At 40.3% G+C, this 22398-nt stretch carries 15 protein-coding genes and 1 pseudogene; 3 read left to right on the forward strand and 13 right to left on the reverse strand.

Features of this window, described 5'->3' with window-relative positions; genetic code table 11:
• Positions 1-3 precede the first annotated feature (3 nt).
• Positions 4-1998, reverse strand: a complete 1995-nt coding sequence (gene uvrB / locus QE450_RS16790; protein WP_273613711.1) for an excinuclease ABC subunit UvrB — start codon at positions 1996-1998, stop codon at positions 4-6.
• Positions 1999-2345: 347 nt separating this feature from the next.
• Between uvrB and QE450_RS16795 the strand changes: the two genes are divergently transcribed.
• On the forward strand, positions 2346-3131 hold the full coding sequence (locus QE450_RS16795) for a flagellar motor protein (RefSeq protein WP_273613712.1): 786 nt from the start codon (positions 2346-2348) through the stop codon (positions 3129-3131).
• Between the two features lie 2 nt (positions 3132-3133).
• Complete coding sequence (locus QE450_RS16800; protein WP_273613713.1) at positions 3134-3952, forward strand: flagellar motor protein MotB; 819 nt, start codon at positions 3134-3136, stop codon at positions 3950-3952.
• Positions 3953-4192: 240 nt separating this feature from the next.
• Here the strand turns inward: QE450_RS16800 and QE450_RS16805 are convergent, their stop codons facing one another.
• From QE450_RS16805 to uxaC, 11 genes and pseudogenes are all read right to left on the reverse strand, one after another.
• Positions 4193-5584 (reverse strand): PDZ domain-containing protein, encoded by a 1392-nt coding sequence (locus tag QE450_RS16805; RefSeq protein ID WP_373462050.1) that lies wholly within the window; start codon positions 5582-5584, stop codon positions 4193-4195.
• Positions 5585-5746: 162 nt separating this feature from the next.
• Positions 5747-7214: pseudogene (locus tag QE450_RS16810) on the reverse strand (S41 family peptidase).
• Positions 7215-7243: 29 nt separating this feature from the next.
• Positions 7244-8539, reverse strand: a complete 1296-nt coding sequence (locus QE450_RS16815) for a murein hydrolase activator EnvC family protein (RefSeq protein ID WP_273613716.1) — start codon at positions 8537-8539, stop codon at positions 7244-7246.
• 141 nt (positions 8540-8680) lie between these two features.
• The gene (gene ftsX / locus QE450_RS16820; protein ID WP_273613717.1) at positions 8681-9601 is read right to left on the reverse strand and encodes a permease-like cell division protein FtsX; all 921 of its coding nucleotides are present in this window, start codon (positions 9599-9601) and stop codon (positions 8681-8683) included.
• Positions 9591-10277, reverse strand: coding sequence for a cell division ATP-binding protein FtsE (ftsE, locus tag QE450_RS16825; RefSeq protein WP_204827203.1), 687 nt, complete (start codon positions 10275-10277; stop codon positions 9591-9593). The genes ftsX and ftsE overlap by 11 nt, the downstream gene beginning before the upstream one ends.
• A gap of 485 nt (positions 10278-10762) precedes the next feature.
• The gene (locus QE450_RS16830) at positions 10763-12313 is read right to left on the reverse strand and encodes an MDR family MFS transporter (protein ID WP_307300731.1); all 1551 of its coding nucleotides are present in this window, start codon (positions 12311-12313) and stop codon (positions 10763-10765) included.
• Positions 12314-12441: 128 nt separating this feature from the next.
• Positions 12442-13947: a UxaA family hydrolase gene (locus QE450_RS16835; protein WP_307300733.1), complete on the reverse strand. Its 1506-nt coding sequence runs from the start codon at positions 13945-13947 to the stop codon at positions 12442-12444.
• A gap of 57 nt (positions 13948-14004) precedes the next feature.
• Positions 14005-15477: a tagaturonate reductase gene (locus tag QE450_RS16840; RefSeq protein ID WP_307300735.1), complete on the reverse strand. Its 1473-nt coding sequence runs from the start codon at positions 15475-15477 to the stop codon at positions 14005-14007.
• 219 nt (positions 15478-15696) lie between these two features.
• Positions 15697-16698, reverse strand: a complete 1002-nt coding sequence (locus QE450_RS16845) for a LacI family DNA-binding transcriptional regulator (RefSeq protein WP_307300737.1) — start codon at positions 16696-16698, stop codon at positions 15697-15699.
• Positions 16699-16843: 145 nt separating this feature from the next.
• Positions 16844-18241, reverse strand: a complete 1398-nt coding sequence (locus tag QE450_RS16850) for an MFS transporter (protein WP_307300739.1) — start codon at positions 18239-18241, stop codon at positions 16844-16846.
• 238 nt (positions 18242-18479) lie between these two features.
• Positions 18480-19904: a glucuronate isomerase gene (gene uxaC / locus QE450_RS16855; RefSeq protein ID WP_307300741.1), complete on the reverse strand. Its 1425-nt coding sequence runs from the start codon at positions 19902-19904 to the stop codon at positions 18480-18482.
• Between the two features lie 257 nt (positions 19905-20161).
• Between uxaC and QE450_RS16860 the strand changes: the two genes are divergently transcribed.
• Positions 20162-20803 (forward strand): pentapeptide repeat-containing protein, encoded by a 642-nt coding sequence (locus tag QE450_RS16860; protein ID WP_307300743.1) that lies wholly within the window; start codon positions 20162-20164, stop codon positions 20801-20803.
• Between the two features lie 185 nt (positions 20804-20988).
• Here QE450_RS16860 and argH read toward each other — a convergent pair whose 3' ends face one another.
• Positions 20989-22395, reverse strand: coding sequence for an argininosuccinate lyase (gene argH / locus QE450_RS16865; RefSeq protein ID WP_307300745.1), 1407 nt, complete (start codon positions 22393-22395; stop codon positions 20989-20991).
• Positions 22396-22398: the final 3 nt, after the last annotated feature.

Genomic DNA, 22398 nt, shown 5'->3' on the forward strand with positions numbered 1-22398 from the left:
TTGTTATTCAGCTTTCAGTTCAAGCACTGCGTCTCGAAGTTCAGCAGCACGTTCAAACTGTAGATTTTTGGCTGCTTCTTTCATTTCCAGTTCAAGACGACTAATCAATGCTTGACGATCGCGTTTGGAAAGTTTTGTTTTGCCGATCTCTTCCATATAACTTGCTTTACCTTCAGCCACTTTGGTCGCTTCGATAACATCACGTATTTTTTTACGGATCGTTTGCGGCGTAATGCCATGTTCCTCATTATAAGCAACCTGAATACTACGACGACGCTCTGTTTCAAAAATCGCTTTTTGCATCGAATCAGTTATACGATCACCATACATAATGACTCGACCATCCGAGTTACGTGCGGCACGACCAATTGTCTGAATCAATGAACGCTCTGAACGCAAGAATCCTTCTTTGTCTGCATCCAATATCGCTACCAGAGATACCTCAGGCAAATCAAGTCCTTCCCGGAGTAAGTTAATTCCGACAAGCACATGGAATGTACCTAGACGTAGATCACGTAAGATCGACATCCGTTCCAGTGTTTTGATATCCGAATGCAGATACCTGACTTTGATTCCTATTTCTTTGAGATAATCGGTTAAATCTTCTGACATTTTCTTCGTCAGGGTCGTTAACAGTACCCGTTCATCACGCTCAATACGTAACCGAATTTCTCCAATAATATCATCGATCTGTCCTTTGGTTGGACGCACTTCAATGATCGGATCAAGTAGTCCGGTTGGACGGATAATCTGTTGTGTCATTTCTTGACAGTGTTCCAGTTCATAAGGACCTGGTGTCGCAGATACGAACACAATCTGATTGATTTTATCTTCAAATTCTTCAAATTTCAGTGGACGATTATCAAGCGCAGATGGCAGACGGAATCCGTGATCTACCAGAACATTTTTACGTGCCTGGTCACCATTATACATCGCTCTAATCTGCGGTAATGTCACATGAGATTCATCGACAACGATCAACATATCGTCTGGAAAATAATCCATTAATGTATAAGGAGTATCTCCACGTTCACGGAAAGTCAGAGGACCAGAGTAGTTCTCAATCCCGGAACAGAAACCAACTTCTCTCATCATTTCAAGATCATAATTAGTACGTTGCTCTAAACGCTGTGCTTCTAGCAACTTACCTTGTTCATTTAACACTTTGAGTCGCTCTTCGAGTTCACGTTCGATATTTTTAAGTGCTACTTTGAGTGTCTCTTCTTTGGTAACAAAGTGAGATGCCGGGAAAATAGCAATATGTTCACGTTCACCGACTAATTCGCCTGTTAATACATCAATCTCAGTGATACGTTCAATCTCATCACCAAACAATTCGATACGAACTGCTTGTTCTCCGCGTGAAGCAGGGAATATCTCAATAACATCACCACGTACACGGAAAGTACCCCGTACAAAGTTAATATCGTTACGTTGATACTGAATATCCACTAACCGAGATAATATTTCATTACGTGACTTCTCCATACCTACACGGAGTGATAATAACAATCCACCGTAATCTTGCGGTGAACCTAGACCATAAATACAAGATACACTCGCTACGATAATAACATCACGACGTTCAAATAATGAACTGGTCGCGGAGTGACGTAATTTATCAATCTCTTCATTGATACTGGAGTCTTTCTCAATATACGTATCTGAAGACGGAATATACGCTTCCGGTTGATAATAATCATAATAACTTACAAAATAATCGACTGAATTGTTCGGGAAGAAGTCTCTAAATTCCCCTGCTAATTGAGCCGCTAGTGTTTTGTTATGTGCAATAACCAGTGTAGGTCGTTGCAACTTGGCTATCACTTGTGCCATTGTAAATGTTTTACCTGTTCCGGTTGCCCCGAGAAGAGTCTGATACTTTTCTCCTCGTTCTATACCTTTCACCAACTCATCTATCGCTTGAGGCTGATCGCCTTGAGGAGAGAATTCCGACTGTATTTCAAATTTCTTGGAGCTGACAACAATATCATTCATTGCCCTGCATCACCCTATCGTCTAAAATATAAATTACACATGCCCGATAATAACAAAAGAGACCGTTAATCAAAGTGCCGAATACATTATACTTTACCCAACATGTACGATGGTGGCACACCATGAATTGACGAATCTCATTTTTGGTTAATTATTCTATAATAAGTTGTCTGTAGATTATCAGTTCTATAGCACAGCAAAAATATACCGCTATAGGAATGTTTGTTCTTATATTATACTCCTCCTACTGCGTTTATGCAATTGAAACACGACTGAAATTTTAACTTTTTTCATGTAAATCGTTATAGTTACGGTTATTCCCCATACCCAGAACAGGAGATGAATGAATGGATTTAACAACGATTATCGGGATTATTGCAGGGCTTGCTGCATTGATTGGGGGCTTTTTATGGGAAGGCGGCGATGCGAGCGGGCTAGTTCAAGGTGCTGCGGCATTGATCGTATTTGGAGGAACAGCCGCGGCTGTTGTAATCAGCTTTCCATTAGCACGATTAAAAAAAATTCCGCGTGCGATTGCTTTCACCTTTTCAACAGGTGGTACTGATAATGAGCAATTGATTGAAGATATTGTTAATATGTCTACACATGCACGCCGGGCGGGTGTACTGGCTCTTGAGCCTCAAGCTTCTTCTCATGATAATCCTTTTCTACGAGAAGGTATTCAGCAAGTAGTCGATGGGACAGATCGTGAAGTGATTCAACAAATTCTTGAACTGGAAATGACCAAAACAGAATTAGAACATGAACAATATGCTAAAGTGTTCGATTCTGCTGGTGGGTATGCACCTACAATGGGGATTATCGGTACCGTTATGGGTCTTATCCAAGTATTAGGTAGTCTTAGCGAACCTACCGGATTAGGTGGATCGATTGCTGTTGCTTTTACAGCGACTTTGTATGGTGTTGCTAGTGCCAACCTCATCTTTTTACCGATCGCTTCCAAAATCCGTTCTCGTAGCGAGCTTGATATTCAAACGATGGAAATGTTATTAGAAGGCGTGTTATCGATCCAAAATGGCGAAAATCCTCAATTGGTACGTAAAAAGTTAGAAACGTTTTTGCCTGAGAACAATGGAAATCTTATTCGTGAAGCTAGAACAGGGGAGGAATAACGATGGCACGTTATTCTCGGCGAGGTAAAAAAGGCACTGGACATAATCAGCAAGATCGTTGGCTGATTACCTATGCTGATTTAATTACGTTGTTACTGATCTTCTTTGTTGTGATGTATTCAGTAAGTCATGTAGATACTGCCAAGTATCAGGTGCTGACTGATTCATTACAACTTACTTTCCAAAGCGATAATTCGATTCTAGATGGCGGTAAAGGTATCACAGGAACCGCTGGCAAAAATACAAGTAACGGCGGTTCTACTTCGACCAGTAATCAAGCAGGCAATGCAGGCGGTAAAGATACACAAAGCGGAGCAACTACACTGACCAATCGCGAAGAAGCTTTTCGTAAGCAAGAAAGTGAATTAGCGAATCTAATGAGTGTGATCCAAAAGTATGTCAAAACCAATAATCTAGGCAATCAAGTCGTTGTCGCTGACAAACCGCAAGGGATCTCTATTACACTCAGTGATCAATTTTTATTTAACGAAGGTCAAGCGAATCTCAAATCACCTTCATTAGCAACACTTGCACAATTATCTAGCTTATTCCAATCTATTGATACGACAGTCAGTATTGAAGGACATACCGATAATTTACCTATTGTGAATGCCTCACGTTATCAAGATAACTGGGAATTGTCGGGCGCACGTGCATTGTCTGTTCTACGTTATTTTATTGATACTAAAGGATTAGACAAATCGAAGTTTCAATATGCAGGTTATGGAGATACACGTCCAACCGCAGATAATTCAACAGCGGCAGGCCGTCAAAAAAATCGCCGTGTAGAAATTATCGTTTTACGTCAGTTGCAAGACTAATAGGAGCGATTAAGTAATAGCATTCGTATTTTCAATACCATGTGATAGGTAGGCTTTAATGTAAGACTTGAATATCAATTTTTGAATTCAAAAAAGCACCCGAGTGTACTCTCTATCAACAGAGGAGCAGATACACTTGAGTGCTTTTTGTTTTTTTATAATTTATTTTAGCTGATATTCAAATACTTACTTATGTTGTAAAGCAATGACTCGTCCTAACACTACAGCACTGAATAGTACTCACTTACGTCGTGGACGCTTGGGTAATCCATGCTTTTCGATATACTCGGGAGTCAGTTCAATCGGCTCTTCAGGCACTTCTGTTTCCGTAGCCAGATTGCTTTCTAGCAATAATGTCGCATCCGCTTCCTGATAACTGTTGTTTAACTTGTGTACACGAGGTTTGGTGACCAGATGCCAGACCGATAAACGCTGAATATCTGGAGAGATAACAGCTTGATCATCCGGTGCAAAAATCATGCCTAACTGATGATGATCTCCTGCATAGATCGCTCGTTGTAGAAATTTACTTTCGCCCTGAATATTTAATATTTCCAATTTGCAAAAAGCTGGATTGATTCGTAATGCCGCATGTAATGATTGTGGATCTTGAATCAACTGTCCATTCACTTTATATACACTTTCCCCTGCGGTAATACCTAACTCTGCCGCCGGGCTAGCTGGGATAACATCTAGTATTTTAAGTCCCCGTAATCCACGAATAAATAATGGGCTCTGCTGCGACTCTTCTCGTCTACTCACATACATAATCCATTCACGTAAAATTACAGCGATCACTAATGCAGGGATAGCGATAGGCGCCCACCACAGTGCCAAAGCCGCAAGTACGATCATAATAAAGCTACTCTGTAATAATCGCTTGGCTATCGCATTCACTTTGACTTGTGGCAAATGGGTCTGTGTTAATATACTGCAACCGATCATCACCGGTAATGCTGTTAAAGATACACCATTTATCCATGACTCTGCTCCATGAAGCGGTGTCCATGGCAGAACAAGACCACCGGTGGAAGGGATAAATAACCATAAAGGAATCGGCCAGAATGCTTCTATTGCATAGGCCCCTACAGGCTTACCACGCTTGCCTTCAATGACAACTGGAGAAGAAAAACGAGTGGCTTGCATACGGAATAATACTGCTTCAATCAATTGTAATAATACCGAGATGGCTAACAATCCAGGCAAATCTACATTGCGAATACTCTCTATCACTTGTCCGATAAAACCTATAGGTTGCCATGACGGTAAAGAGAGCAACACCATATAAATGAGCGTAAGTACAGCCAAAGCCATCGTTATATGAGCATAACGCAGACGGAATACGGATAATAGAATCAAAATTGTTCCTATACACCAGATAACTTCTGTCTGTATATGTATACCTATAAATGCCATCACAATCGATACCAGTAATCCGACAATAATTCCTGTAATCACTGTACGTAATACACGACCTGCATAGACATAAATACGAATATTAAATAATTTACGTTCAAGAATACCTTGACGTCTGTAATGCAACAAAACACCGATTAAAAATATATAATAAAAAGGCTGTGTTAATAGCGCCCCTAAAGCCCCGCCTATCATACGGAGTGCCTCACCTAACACGTTCAACGGTTGCCACTCTCCTTTGCCATCTATCTGGCTTTCATAGAAATCGTACCATCAAATCCTACTTGGACTCAACTCTCTCTATTCTACATAAAAAAAGAAGGCTATAACAGCCTTCTTTTTGGAAATACATATGAATATAGGAGTGTTAGCTTTAAATTATTTGGTATTCGCTGTAGAAATTTGCTTTTCAACCCCAGCAATCGCTTTGTTCATTTGAACATCATATTGTGGGTCTTGAATATGCTTCACTAATGCAATCTCAAGGGCAGTTGCTGTTTTCTCATCAATCGCACCTGTCACCGTCAGCTTTTGCTTGGTCTGGAATGATTTCACTGCACTCTCGGTATCACGATCAAAATAACCGTCTTTGCGATCGACACTGTAACCAAGACCATCTAACATAATTTGAGCACTCTTAATATCGCTATTGTTCATATCATATTTGAGTGTTTTTTCTTTGTTGATTGGAGTCACGGTAAAGTAATCGGGCGGAGCAATTTTCACATCCGGTTTGATTCCTTTTTTATGAATCCAATCTCCATTTGGAGTCAACCATTTAGCAATCGTAATTTTGATTAAACTACCATCGTTAAAGATATTGTCCATACTTGTCTGCACAGTACCTTTACCATACGTAGTCTCACCATATAATGTAGCACCCGCAGATTGCTTCAATGCACCTGCTAGAATCTCAGAAGCACTTGCACTACCACCATTTGTTACGACAGCAATCGGATACTTAACCCCTTTGCCGGTAGACTTGGTCTCATCACGTTTACCTGCTTTATCTTCGACTTGTACGATCAATTTGCCATTCGGGACAAATTGTTCAGCCATATCAATTACAACAGACAGAACGCCACCTGGATTGTTACGAACATCAATCACAAGACCTTTCATACCTTCGCCTTCAAGCTTTTTGACTTCAGCATCAAAGCGCTCTGCGGTATTCATCGAGAACTGCGTTACGGTAATCACACCGATTTTGTCAGCAGTCATTCTCGAAGTGACTGTCTCGACATCGATATCATCACGGACAATTTTGAACGTCAAATTATTGGAACTGCCTGAACGTTTAATTTCAATTGTAGCCGTTGTTCCTTTTTTGCCACGAATCTTATTCACAGCATCATTCAAGTCCACACCAGCTAGTGATTCGCCATTGATGGATACGATAATATCTTTCGGACGTAATCCTGCTTTTTCCGCAGGTGAACCTTTGATCGGCGAAACGATCACGACATTGCCATCTTCTTGCGATACTTCTGCACCGATTCCTGTAAATGATCCTGCGATCGATTCAGAAAACTGAGTCGCTGTCTCAGGAGCCATATAACTGGAATAAGGATCACCTAACGCTTCCATCATCCCATTGATTGCACCATCTACAAGCTTGTTACTATCTACATCTTGGTAATAATTACTTTCAATCAATTTAAGCAGCTGTACTGAGTTTGCTCTGTTGTTGATCGCTTAGACCTCCACCGCTAAGTGCAGCGAGCAATCCTTGTCCATTTACAGCATTACGAGCAATTCCTGGCAGACTGGTAAAAGCCAGTGTAAGCACGCTACTTAGCACCATCATGGCAATAACAAGCAGTGCTACGGTGCGTTTTCTCATCATGTGTTACCGCCTCTCTGAGCTTAACGCTATTACAGATAACCCATCGGATCGACAGGCGTATTATTCACACGTACTTCAAAGTGACAGTGAGGGCCTGTAGAGTTCCCTGTAGAACCTACTTCTGCAATCTTCTGTCCCTGACTTACTGTCTGACCTACAGAAACAGCAATACCGCCATCACGAATATGTCCGTATAATGTTTTGATCCCATTTCCATGATCGATAATAACTGTATTTCCGTATCCATTTTGCCATTGAGCAACGACTACCGTTCCACCTTGAGCAGCATGAATATCGGTTCCTTGTGGAGCTGCAAAATCGACTCCTGTATGCAATTTGTATACCCCTTGAATCGGGTGATTACGATATCCGAAAGGAGAAGAAATACGCGCACCATTCACCGGTAGACCCATACTTCCATTGCCGCTACCTTGATATCCACCTGTACTTGGTGGAGTATAACCGCCACCATCATCAGACGATGGAGGATTGTTGGCTGCTGCTTCTGCTCTTGCTTGAGCTTCTGCTGCCGCACGAGCCGCCGCTGCTGCTCTTTCTTGTGCTTCTAGTGCTGTTTTCTCTTGATACAGAGAAGCACGTTTGTCTGCTAAATCCCACAACGCTTGTTCTTGCTCGGATGTGATATCATCCGCATTTTCAATCTGTGTGTTGTATTTAGAAATGAGTACTTGTTTTTCATTTTCTTTTGCATCTAATTCGCCTTTACGCTCTGCTTTTTCAGCGTATAGACTTTTCGCTTTCGCATACGAAGCGGTTAATTTTTTCTGTGTCACGATGACGAATTGTTTGTCTTTTTCATGTTGAGCCAAGATGTCCTGATCCTGGTCTACAATCATACGCAATGAATCCGCACGTTCTACAAAATCGGAAAAGTTCGTTGAAGCCATTAACACATCCATATAAGAGATTAATCCGTCGGTATACATCATTCGTACACGAGTATCAATCATACCTTCACGAGCATGAATACGTTCTTTGGTTTCAGCCAAATCTTTTTTCGCCTGACGAAGACCTGATTCCGTTTGTGAAATATCACTAGAAACGCGAGCCAACTGACTGCTCACTTCATTGATCGCTTGCAAGACTTTACCTAGATCTTTTTGTGTTCTAGCTTTTAGCATTTGCGATTTTTTCTTTTGAGCAGCAGCTTTTTTCTTCTGTTGGGCTGCTTCCTGTGCTTTTTTCTCCACAGCATTTAATTGACTCTGGATATCACTAACCGATTTGGCGGCGTGTACTTGTTGTGGTTGGATCACTGAGACTGCCAATAAAATAACAGCCATAACTGATGCGACTTTTTTCAACTTTTTCTCCCCATCCTTTTACCGTTTGTAGGTTTTTGAAACAGTCGTTTTCCGGCGTTCAGCACTTGCATCAAGTATGATTATCGGCAATGTTTTGCAGATATCTTAGCTTTTTTTGCATATTTACGAAAATAATTTATTTTATACTTTAAGAAAGCGACGAATTGAGAGTGTACTGCCCCATATTCCGATCAATACTCCAAGTCCTAGTAGTAAACTGCCCAATAACGGCCAGATTTGCTGTAAAGGAATCAAAGTGATCACAGACGCTATTCCGAATGAACGAACCGAAGCGGCTACCAATTGCTGATACCCTATAAATAAAATAGCGATCGTTACGAGTGAACCAATACCGCCTAACAATGCACCTTCAATAAAGAAAGGCCATCGTATAAACTGATTGGTGGCTCCCACTAACTTCATAATACTAATTTCACGACGACGCGCGAGTATAGTCACTCGAATCGTATTCGCTATCAAGAACATCGCCATCAATCCAAGAGCAGCAACCAGAATTAGACCAATATTGCGGATCAATGCTGTCACTTTGAACAACGTCTGTACTGTATCTCCACCATACCGAACTTTAAGGATAGGTTTTTCAGGATGTTCTTTATTTAATGCTTCTATCTTCTGAGCGACAAAAGGAACGGTAGTTGGTTCAATAACTTGGATACGTAAAGCATCAGGCAATGGATTATTATCTTGCGCATACCCTTGCAAGAATGATTCTCCACCTTCACCTAGACGATCACGTAATTCTTGTAACCCTTGCGCTTTGGGAACAAATGTAACAGTACTCACTTCTGTCATAGCGCTGATCTCTTGTTGCAACTCTTGTCGCAATGATTGATCGACATTGAGTTCCAAAAAGACGTTGATCTCTACTTCGCTATCTGCCTGATCGGCAAGTTGATTCACATTCAAAACTAACAAAATAAATACACCCAAAATAAACAGAGACACAATAATAGAGGTGATCGATGCAACTGACATCCACCCGTTGCGGAATACGCTTCTAAAACCTTCCCGCAAGTGTCGCAAGAAGGTATTAAAATTCATAACCGTACTCCCCTCTAATCTGATCTCTGACGATCATACCGTCTTCGATCGCTAATACCCGACGACGCATCGAATTAACAATATCTCTGTTATGAGTAGCCATAATAATCGTTGTTCCGCGGAAATTAATTTCGTCTAGCAATTGCATAATCCCATATGAAGTCTCTGGATCAAGGTTTCCTGTAGGTTCATCCGCTATAATCACAGCCGGATTATTGACGATTGCGCGTGCAATAGCTATCCGCTGTTGCTCACCACCGGACATTTGTTCAGGGTAACGCCCTGCTTTACTTTGAAGCCCTACCAGATCAAGTACTTCCATTACCCGCTTTTTCATTAATTTTCGCGGCGTTTCAATAACTTCCATTGCAAAAGCAACATTATCGTAAGCTGTTAATTTCGGTAGTAGACGGAAATCTTGAAAAATAACTCCGATATTACGGCGCAACAGTGGAATCTTACGCTGTTTTAATTTGCCTAAATTAAATCCATTTACAGAAATTTGACCTTTTGTTGGTGTTTCTTCACGATACATTAATTTCATAAAGGTAGACTTACCCGCACCAGAAGGACCGACCACATATACAAATTCATTGCGATCAATCTTCACAGATACACCTTGAAGAGCATGAGCTCCATTCGGATAAGTTTTCCAGACATCCTGCATTTCTATCAAATTATCACTTCCTAAATAATCAGATCATTCACCTTATCATAGACAACATTTTGTTATCAGAGATGATGTCTGAATGGTTTTGTTGATTGCATGTGGTACATGGTATTTAGACTCACCATTTCTTCTTATACGGTTACTATTCGTTTTCACAGACAACATTAAGTATAGGTAGGTTGGTTCTTATCAAGTAAACCAATATACGATTAGGTACTTTGTACTGGATGTAGCAAAACACCATATGTTTGAAAGACAGATTCAACAATCTCTATTGTAACAAATTCGTTACCATTTGAGTACTATAATAACTCGAAAATCACTCCATAATCAAAAAAGCCTGAAATCAGCGCAATGCTGAAATCAGACTTTCTTCTGCTAACGTCCTTCAAAAGCGGTTCCATCTCAGACTGACCTGAAGATGAACGATCTTTTTGGGGTTTGTTATGGATACCTGCTATGACTACTTTGTGTTGCAATCACGTTATTACTTACTTTTGAGTAGGCTTATTTGTTTGAAGAGCACGTTCTTTTCCCATACAGGAAACAGCGATAAGGGCTCCAATAGCTGGTAAGACTGCCCACATAAATGTACCTGCAATCGAACTTGTTAATGCTACCTGAATCATCTCAATCACCTGAGCTGGCAAATGAGATTTGATATCATCGGATAGCAAGGCACGCGGATCAAGCTGAGTCAGATCAAGTCCTGCTGGTAATGCACTTTCACCACCACTCTGATTTATCCCTGCTTCTAATTGATTGCTTAATAAGCTACGTTGGATCAATCCAAATATCGTAACACCCAGTGCCATCCCCAGCGAACGAACAAATGTTAATGTAGAGGTCGCTGCTCCGCGTTGACGGAAATCAAAGTTCTGAATTCCGCTGATATTCAGCACTGAGAAAGAAAATCCAATTCCGAAGCCTGCTGTAGCCAGATACAGATATAATAGCAATGCAGGTGTATCCGGTGTAATCCGGCTTAACAATGCCATCCCTAGTACAAATAAAAATCCAGAGATCATCATAATTCGGCGGAATGTTAATTTATTTACCAGTATCCCGCCAAGCATCGCTGCAATCACAGACCCGATCGTCATCGGCATTAGAGTAAGCCCTGAATTAACCGCTGTTCCACCGCTAACCCCTTGAATATAAATCGGAATATAGAGCGCGACTGTAATAAAAGCGGCTCCATAGAAAAAAGCGGCTAATGTACTACTACTGAACAGTCGATCTTTGAACATCGGAAATGAAATAATAGGTTCTGCGGCTTTCTGTTCTGCAAAAATAAATCCGATCAGCAATATCACAAAGCTTGCAAACAATCCTAAAATCACACCTGAATTCCAAGCATACGTATCTCCGCCTAGTTCTAAAGCGAACATCAAGGACACGACAGCTCCGATCAATAACGCTGCGCCCCACCAATCGATTTTTTGCTTCGAACGTTCCATCGATTCATGATAAAAAATCATAACCAATAGAAACGAAACAATCCCAAACGGAACATTGATATAGAACACCCAGCGCCAGTTCATATATTGGGTAATATAAGCGCCTAACAGTGGGCCAAATAAACTGGACATACCAAATACAGCGCCCAGTAAACCTGTCATTTTACCGCGTTTTTCCGGTGGGAATGTATCGAATACAATCGTAAAAGCAATCGGTACCAGCGCACCGCCACCAATCCCTTGAATCGCTCGATAAATACTAAGTTGTACGATCGAGTCTGCTGTACCACACAAAATAGAACCAAGCATAAAGACAACAACACCAAAAATAAAAAATCGCTTACGACCGTACATATCCGATAGTTTGCCGAAAATAGGTGTACCTGCGAGTGAAGCGACCAAGTATGCTGAAGTTACCCATACAAATTGATCAAATCCTCCAAGATCACCTACAATCGTCGCAATCGCTGTAGCTACGATCGTATTATCGATCGCCGCAATAAAAATACCGAGCAACAACCCTGCAACGATCCAGCCTGTTTTTGAAGCTTTTTGATTTTTTGCAGCCACAGACGCTGACATACACTCACTCCTTTGTCGTAATCATAACATGATCTTTCTGCAAAGCATCGATCAGTTACTGACCCGTTGGTCACAATGGAATGAGTATAGCATATATTGCGTTCAAGATGCCAAACGCGTACTTATATTTACAAAGTAACTCCGCTTTTAAATATCGCAAGTTCGCGGAATTTATTTTTCTCATTATTCACCCAGCGACCACTGGCAACTTCAATAATGTAATCAATAAAATCTTGTAATCCATCTTCTATCGTTACATCTTCAACCAGTGTGCCTGCATTATAATCGATCCAATGCGGTTTGTTCGCAAATAAAGGGGAATTGGTAGCCACTTTCATCGTAGGTACAAAGGAACCGAAAGGTGTTCCTCGTCCGGTAGTAAAAATCACCAGCTGACAACCTGCTGCCGCCAGTGCAGACGAAGCTACCAGATCATTGCCCGGTGCACTTAACAAATTCAGTCCACGTGTCTGCAATCGTTCTCCATATAATAGAACATCTTGTACAGGCGAAATGCCTGACTTTTGCGTACAACCCAGTGATTTATCTTCTAATGTTGTAATTCCGCCTGCTTTGTTACCAGGAGAAGGATTTTCATATACAGGCTGTTTGTAATCCATAAAATATTGCTTGAAATCATTAATCAGATGTACGATTTTGCCAAATACTTGTTCGTCTGCTGCTCGTTCCATCAATATCTGTTCTGCGCCGAACATCTCAGGTACTTCGGTCAATACTGTTGTCCCGCCTTGCGCCGCCATATAGTCTGATAATTTACCTAATAGTGGATTCGCTGTAATCCCAGATAATCCATCCGAACCGCCACATTTCAGTCCGATTTTAAGATCGGATAAAGGAATATCTTCTCGATGATCACCCTGTACATGGGCAAATATCTCTTTAAGCAGTTGTACGCCTGCTTCTACTTCGTCTGATACCATTTGAGAGACAAGGAATTTGACCCGATGTTCATCGTATTCACCAATCGCTACTTTGAATTGATCCATTTCATTATTTTCGCATCCCAGTCCAAGTACAAGCACACCACCTACATTCGGATGCTTGACCGCATCTGCCAAAATAGTTCTTGTATATTGATGATCATCCCCTAGCTGAGAGCAACCATAGCTGTGTTTGAGTACTAATGTATTTTCAAAAGGAGCGATATCACCTACTTCACGCTGGAACTCGCTTAGAATCAATTCAGCAATTCCGTTCACACAGCCCACAGTAGGTACGATCCATAATTCATTTCGAATTCCTACATCACCATTGCTACGTCGATAGCCTTGAAAAGTACGATTTTCAAGCGTATACGGATTGAATAACGTTTTGGGATGATAATGATATTCTTCGATACCGGTTAGATTGGTTTTGGCATTATGCGTATGAATATGACTACCTGCTATAATCGGTTGAATCGCATGTCCGATCGGATAGCCGTATTTGATAATATGTTGATTGATCTCAATAGGTTGAAGCGCAATTTTATGACCGCGAGCGATATCTTCTGTAACTGTAATCTGTTGCTGAAAAGCAGTTGGTGTATCCAGTGTAATCATTTCGCCTTGTTGATAATCACGCAATGCAACGACGACATTGTCATTAGGATGAATCTGTATATATTCAAGCATGGTTAATTATGCCTCCTCATAAGATGTATCTATCCACTGATTTGTACCGCGTATCCATTAAGAAGTAGGTGTTGCAGAATGATCCATCAACGCTTGCAAAGCAACGACAATGCCTTGTTGTTGAATATGATACAGATCGTTCGTCACTTGCTCGGTTAAGCCGCTATAATGGTTCAAGTCCATTCCCCAGAAAGATAATTCTCCCAAAACAGCCGTAACGAGTTGATGTAGACTTTGTTGGCTGTTATCGCATACTTTCCATAATTCAGCTAACTGTTGTAATACAGCGATATCATCGTTTAACGCAATCGGTTCTCCACTGCGTTCTCCTTTATAAAAAGCGATCAAAGCTGCAAGGGAAAAAACAAGTTTTTGTGGTAATTTGACGGTCTGTTCGATATAAGCAGTTAGTGTTGGTAGATCACGCGTTTTGAATTTGGAAATACTATTTAGTGAAATACTCATTAGAAAATGTTGTACATACGGATTACGGAACCGTTCCATTACAGCCTCAGCAAATTGCTCTAGCTCTTCTGCCGGCAAATCTAACGTAGGTATAATCTCATCCTGGATCAATGATCGTACAAAAGCACCTGTCACCGGATGATCGACCGTCTCTGCAACTGTATTTAGACCATACAGATAAGCAACAGGGGTCATAGCGGTGTGAGCACCATTCAAAATACGTACTTTACGTGTACGATACGGAGCCATATCTTCTACGACTTTGATATACAAACCTGCTTGGGCAAACGGCAATTCTTGCTCAATCCAAGACGGCCCTTCGATCACAAGTAAGTGAAATGGTTCACCTACTACAACAAATGAATCTTCATATCCAAGCTCTGCTGTAATCTCAGGCATACGCTGTTTGGGATAACCGGGAACAATCCGATCTACCAGACTGCTACAAAATGTATTTGCTTGATGTACCCATGCAACAAATTCAGGCTCTAAGTTCCACAAGTCTGCATATTGCAACACGATTTTTTTTAGTTCATCTCCATTATGATCTATCAATTCACATGGAAGAATAATAAACCCTTTACTTGCTTCTCCATGAAAATGACGGAACCGACGATACAGTAGCGATGTTAATTTACCCGGATAACTTTGCTGTGGACGATCTGCTAACTGATCTGTTGGATGAAAAGCAATGCCTGCTTCTGTTGTATTGGAAATAATCCAGCGAAGTTCTGGTTGGTAGGCTAAAGCTTCATAGGTTTCATAATGTTCATAAGGATTGATTCCGCGTGTTACACACTCAATCACTTCATGTGTCTGAGAAGGCTGTCCATCTTGAATACCTTCTAGATATACCGTATATAATCCATCTTGTTCATTGAGTTGTTCAGCCATCCCTGTAGCTAACGGTTGTACGATAACAACTCCTGCATCAAAGTTCGCTTTTTTGTTCATCTGATGAATCTGCCAATCGGTAAAAGCTCGCAAAAAATTACCTTCGCCAAATTGCACTACTTTTTCAGTATAGGTTGTAGCATGGTATGTGGTTCGGTTCAGTGTGTTCATTATAGATCCTCCTGATCGTTGATTTGTTGAACTGTCTATCGTGAACGAATCTTACGTTCATTTATAAAGTACTTACTAATGATTATAATTTTATGCACACGTTAACAAAGTGAATTAGATCACAATCTTATTATTTATTAAAAAGAGAATTCCTGTGCGTCTACTGATGCTCTGGAATCCTCCTTCTAGCCTAGCTGATGAATATATTTTGAACCTTTATCACGAACGAACTGCTGTTGATTTACGTTGAATCAATTCAGTTTCGACAAAGATCAATTCTTGTTGGGTTTCTTTCTCACGAATCTGTTCTAATATTTTCTCTGCTCCGCGTGCGCTAATATCTTCGATCGGACGCTTTACTGTTGTTAATGCAGGATTGGTATACATCGAGAAATTAATATCATCAAAGCCAACAATCGACAAGTCCTGTGGTACTTTCAATCCTTGTTCAAATGCCGCATTCATCGCACCAATCGCCATATCATCATTGGAGCAAAATACAGCAGTAGGTGGTGATGATAATGCTAACAATTGTTGCATCGCTTGATAACCGCTCTCTGTATCGTATTCTCCACCGACAATATATTCTGCTGGAATCGATAATTGACTTTCTTCCAGCGCTTGTAAAAATCCTAATCGACGTTGTTCTGTCGATTTGAAGCTTTTGATTCCTTCTATAATCGCGATCTGCGTATGACCTTGCTGTATTAGAAAATGACCAGCATGATACGAGCCTTCTTTATCATTAGATACAATATTGACTAGATTCGCATCTGGCAGTAGACGATTAAGAACAACAATTGGAATCTCTTGCTCTAGCACATGATTGATAAAGTCGTTATCAGCTTCACTTTGACTCATCAAAATAATGCCATCAAATCGCTTATGATGAATAGAACTGTAATCCAAATAATCATCTATTCCGCGTACAAATAAATTGTATTCAATCCCGATCACACGATTCACCCCGCGAATCGTAGCGGCAAAAAAGCTACTACTTGTACCATTAGAGATACTGGTAAAAAACAAACCGATCGTATGCGACCGCTGTAACACCAGACTTTTCGCATTATAATTAGGGATATAATTAACTTCTTGCGCAATTTGCATAATTTTACGTTTGGTGACCTCTTTAATAAGAGGGCTATTATTAAGTGCACGAGAAACAGTCGTATGAGAAACATTCGCTAGCTTTGCGATATCTTTAATTGTGGCTGCCATATGCATACCTTCCTTTATTCCAGCTTGTCCAATAGAACAGAATAGAGGATACGGTCGTTCCTCTTCTCCTAAGAATAACATATTATGATCTACTCACCATAATACGGATGGTTGCCGGACGCTATGCGATTGTTCTCACTCGTATTTACTCTAAAGGTTGATGACGCAATTGTAATTCTTCGACGATTTGTTCATGCTTTTTATCTGTTAATTTGTACATTAATCCGATAATTAACATCGCAATCGCTAGTGCAATCGCAGGATACAGACAAAGTAATGCTTTGATCCCGATTTGTGTGCCTACTGTCTGCACGACATTCGGTACATAACCGATTACAGCCAGACCTACCCCTGATAAGAAACCGGATAATGATTGTGCCAATTTACGTGAAAAGTTAAACAACGAATAAGTAGTTCCTTCTTTACGTTCGCCAGAAGTCCATTCTCCGTAATCGATAATATCGGATACAAACGCCCATGTAACACCATTCGGAATACTAATACCGATAAAAGCAATACTCGCTAAGATTGTGAAAAGATACACATTCGATGGTGCAATAAAGTTGATCGTATCTGCTACCACACTTATTCCAAGCCCGATCATTGCTGTTTTGCGTTTACCGAATCTTTTCACCAGTTTAGGTAAAAATAACACGCCGATAAAGGAAGATCCGATAATAATAAAGTTCATATACGCCATTAATTCCACATTACCAAGATTATATTGAGCAAAATAAATCAACATCGCTGATTTGATATTGTAAGCTGAAATGGTAAACACCGTCATCAATACCAGCACTAACAGTGGTTTGTTACTGACAAACGTTTTGACTACACTGCCAACCGATAATTTTTCAGAAGGAGCTGCCTGACTAATAATCCGTTCTTTGGTTCCACGGAAGCAGACAATAAAAGCAAGTACTCCAATCACAGACATAATTCCCATAACCACTGGAAATCCTACAGATGGATTAGCAAAATGCACAATCAAGGGCATCACAATAACACTGGTTACAAATAGTGCTCCAAGCGAACCCGCTTGACGGAATGAAGATAACGACGCTCGTTCAATCGTATTCTGAGTGATCGATGCTCCAAGTGAACCATAAGGAATATTAACAAATGAATAGCCAATTCCCCAGATCATATAAGACACATACGCATAAATTAATTTACCGGTTACCGATAGATTAGGTGAGATAAACGTAAACACTGTAAGAATCGCAAGAATAATACTTCCATAGATCAGATACGGTCTAAATTTACCGTTCTTCCCGATGTTTTTGCGATAATCAATCGATGAACCTACAATCGGATCACAGATCGCTGCAAATAATTTACTGACTAGAAAAATACCTGCTGCTGCGATTGCAGGAATACCGGCAACGTCTGTAAAAAATTTAAGCAGATACAATTGCCCTAGATCAAACATAAATCCGTTCCCAAAGTCCCCCATACCGTATGAAATCTTTTCTTTAAGACTGATCTTGCCGTCAATTACATTTTCTTCTGCTTTAACCCCTTTTAATGTAGCTACTCCCATGTGACACACCCCTTGATTTGATAAAATCAACCGCTTACAATATGGATACGATTTGGCTCCTCTACTACGCGTTGTTATACTTATGGCATTCATAATAACTTTGCTATCACACATTCATATATTGTGAAATTAATCACATAATCTTTTAAAATAAAGATCGCTTTGACTGCATACGCTAGAACATTACTATAATAGATCACTTATTCTAACAGTCAGCCAAAGCGATTTTTGTATCTTTTTATTGCACAGACACTACAGCAGGAAAATTAAAGTACTGCTCTGCATTCGTATAACAAATGCCTTCAACGATACCGCTTAACAATTCCATATCATCAGGAACTTCCCCTTGCTCTACCCATGTTCCTAATAGATCACATAATAGACGGCGGAAATATTCATGACGGGTATACGATAAAAAGCTACGTGAATCGGTTAGCATTCCTACAAAACGTGCTAACACACCCATATTGGCTAACAATTTCATTTGTTCATGCATACCATCACGATGATCGTTGTACCACCATGCTGTACCAAACTGAATTTTGCCAGCGATTCCACCGCTCTGGAAGCTACCTGCTGCACTAGCTAATACAGGGTAATCATTCGGATTCAGTGAATACAAAATCGTTTTCGGTAATGCTCCTGCCGATTCCATCGCATCTAGTAACGATACTAATGGTTTGGCGATCAATCCATCATTTACGGAATCATAACCGGTATCCGGCCCTAACTTACGGAACATCGATGTATTGTTGTTACGTAGCGCATGAATATGGAACTGCATCGCCCAATCCAATTCAGCATACAATTGACTTAAAAATACAAGTGTATACGATTTGTGCTTCGCTTCTTCTTCACTGCTTACTTGTCCTTGCTCTAATGCTTTGGCAAAAATCTCATTCACTTCTGCTTGCGTCGCTTCTGCAAAAACAACCGTATCCAGTGCATGGTCAGATACACGTCCACCTGCCGCATGGAAAAAGCGAACTCTTTGCTCAAGCGCTTTCAAAAAGTCATCATAAGTGCGAATATCTGAACCATACACCGCTACTAATTGCTCTAACCACGGACGGAATGTCGCACGATTAATTTCTAATGCTTTATCCGGGCGGAAGCTTGGCAACACCGCTGTAGAGAAATCGTTCAATCCACGAATCTGTGCATGATAACCAAGATCATCCACCGGATCATCGGTTGTACACACTACAGTTACTTTCGATTTGGTAATCAGATCACGTGCTCCGAATCCTTCTCCTTGTAACTGTTCATTTACTTTTTGCCAGATCTGCGGAGCTGTCTTTTCACTTAATAATTCTTCTACTCCGAAAAAGCGTTGTAATTCAAGATGAGTCCAGTGATACAGTGGATTGCCAATCAATTGCGGTACTGTTCTTGCCCACGCTAGAAATTTGTCGTAATCATCGGCATCGCCTGTAATATATTTTTCTTCTACACCATTTGCACGCATAACCCGCCATTTGTAATGATCGCCGTACAACCATGCTTCTGTAATATTCTTAAACGTTTTGTTCTCCAAAATTTCTTGCGGACTTAAATGACAATGGTAATCAATAATCGGCATATCTTTGGCTACTTGATGATACAGTTGGATCGCTGTATCACTATGTAACATAAAGTTTTGATCCAAAAATTTAGCAGTCATTGTATTCCTTCCTTTCGTTGATTCATCAATGTTTATTCATTTTGTTAACGTGAACATTTTCAGTCTTATTGTATCTCTTTTTGTAGAATACGCAATAGGATTTCGATATTTTTATTGTTACAGTTATATGAACTAAGAAGTGCTGTTATTGTAACAGATATCACAGCAAAATCATAATCTAGGCACCGAGTCATAGAATAACTACTTATCATTGATATACAATAATAACAATCCCAATTCAGGAGGTACATGTACATATGAATATCTCAATCGAAGCACCTAAAATTCCTCAGCATTTAGAAACTTTACATGAGCCTTTATACACATTGCAATCCAAAGACGAATTCAGCCATGCCAGAATAGAACATTTCACCATTGATCGTCAGGAAGCACAGCGTGTTTCTTTTGACAAAACAATCTTTGAACACGTAGATATGATCGAGTCTCATTTAGCTGAAATCGAACTGACCGATGTAATATTTGATCAATGTGATCTGTCTAATATTCCATTTCCTCGCTCGTTTGTACATCGTACTGAATTTCGCAACTGCAAATTAATCGGTACTGATTTTGCTCAAAGTCGATTGCAAAATGTTCGTTTTACTGATTGTGTTGCTGATTATTCTGTATTTCGCTTTTCCCAGTTCAAGCGTGTTCTTTTTGAAAATTGTTCATTGCTTGGTGCTGATTATTGTTCATCGGTATTTAACTCTGTTTTTTTCGAACAATGTCAATTAGATACAGCGATGCTGTCAGGCACTTCGTTAGATACAGTTGATCTAAGCACCTGTGATTTTACAAGTTTGCAGATTGAGATTGAAGATTTACGCGGATGTATTATATCGCCTTATCAAGCTTCTTCATTTGTAGGGCTAATGGGACTGGTGATCAAATCGTAATATTCAAAAAGGACAACCAGCATCAGCATGGTTGTCCTTTTTTTTGAGATGACTTTTTTGAAATGATAGGTTAAAAGCAATAAGAATAGAGAAGAGCAACACGAGACATCATCCATACTCCAATACTGCTCTATTCTATGCGAAAATTATTAAGCAATTACTCGCTTACCTATCGATCATTTATTTTACTGTACATGACCTTCTAGCCATGTTACAGTGTGCGTTAATTTATCTTCTGCACGTTCGATAGCTGCTGCTACCTGTACAGTTGCTGTACCGCCGTATACATTACGTGCATTCACGACAGCTTCTGGTTGCAACACCGCGTAGATACTATCATCGAACAATGGAGAGAAGTTTTGGAATTCTTCCAGTGTTAGATCTAGCAAGTATTTGCCTTCTTGAATACAGTATAAGACCGTTTTACCAATCACTTCATGAGCTTGACGGAAAGGCAACCCTTTGCCTACCAGGAAATCTGCAATATCAGTCGCATTGGAAAAGTCTTTATTAACCGCTTCACGCATCCGTCCTGTATTGACCTTCATCGTAGCGATCATCGGAGCAAATAATTGAAGTGCACCTTCCAAAGTCGCTACGGTATCAAACATACCTTCTTTGTCTTCTTGCATATCTTTGTTATAAGCAAGTGGCAACGATTTGAGCACAGTTAATAATCCGATCAGATTACCATACACGCGACCGGTTTTACCACGTACCAATTCAGCAACATCTGGATTTTTTTTCTGTGGCATAATACTGCTACCGGTACAGAACGCATCATCCAATTCAACAAAGCTAAATTCAGTACTGCTCCATAACACTAACTCTTCACATAGACGAGAAAGATGCGTCATAATTAATGAAGCCCCTGCGAGAAATTCAACGATAAAGTCACGATCACTTACTGCATCCAGACTATTTTCGTAGACTCCATCAAATCCTAATTGCTCTGCTACATAATGACGATCGATCGGGAAAGTCGTTCCTGCAAGTGCACCTGCACCCAATGGCAATACATTGATCCGCTTGTAGCTATCTTTCAGACGATCAATATCACGCTCAAACATCGAGACATATGCCATCAGATGATGAGGGAAAAGGATCGGTTGAGCCCGTTGTAGATGCGTATATCCCGGGATAATCGTATCCATATTGCTTTTCGCTTGTGTAATCAACGATTCTTGTAACGCATGCAGTAGTCCTGTTAACTCCACCACACGTTTACGCAAATATAAATGCATATCTGTAGCCACCTGATCGTTACGGCTACGTCCGGTGTGTAATTTACCACCAACAGCGCCTACTTCTTCGATCAAGTGCTTTTCAATATTCATATGAATATCTTCGTCAGAGACAGAGAATTGAATCTCGCCTGCACGAATTTTTTCCAATACTTTGTTCAGTCCGTTTTTGATGATTTCTACATCTTCAGCAGGAACAATTCCGCATTTGCCTAGCATACTTACATGTGCCAGACTGCCCTGAATATCTTCTTCTGCCAAAGCTTTATCAAAATTAATCGAAGCTGTATATTCTTCAACCAGATGATTCGTTTGCTTGGTAAAACGTCCGCCCCATAATTTACTCATATC

Origin of the sequence: Paenibacillus sp. SORGH_AS_0306 (genome assembly GCF_030819345.1) — a bacterium.
GTDB classification, from domain to species: domain Bacteria; phylum Bacillota; class Bacilli; order Paenibacillales; family Paenibacillaceae; genus Saccharibacillus; species Saccharibacillus kyungheensis.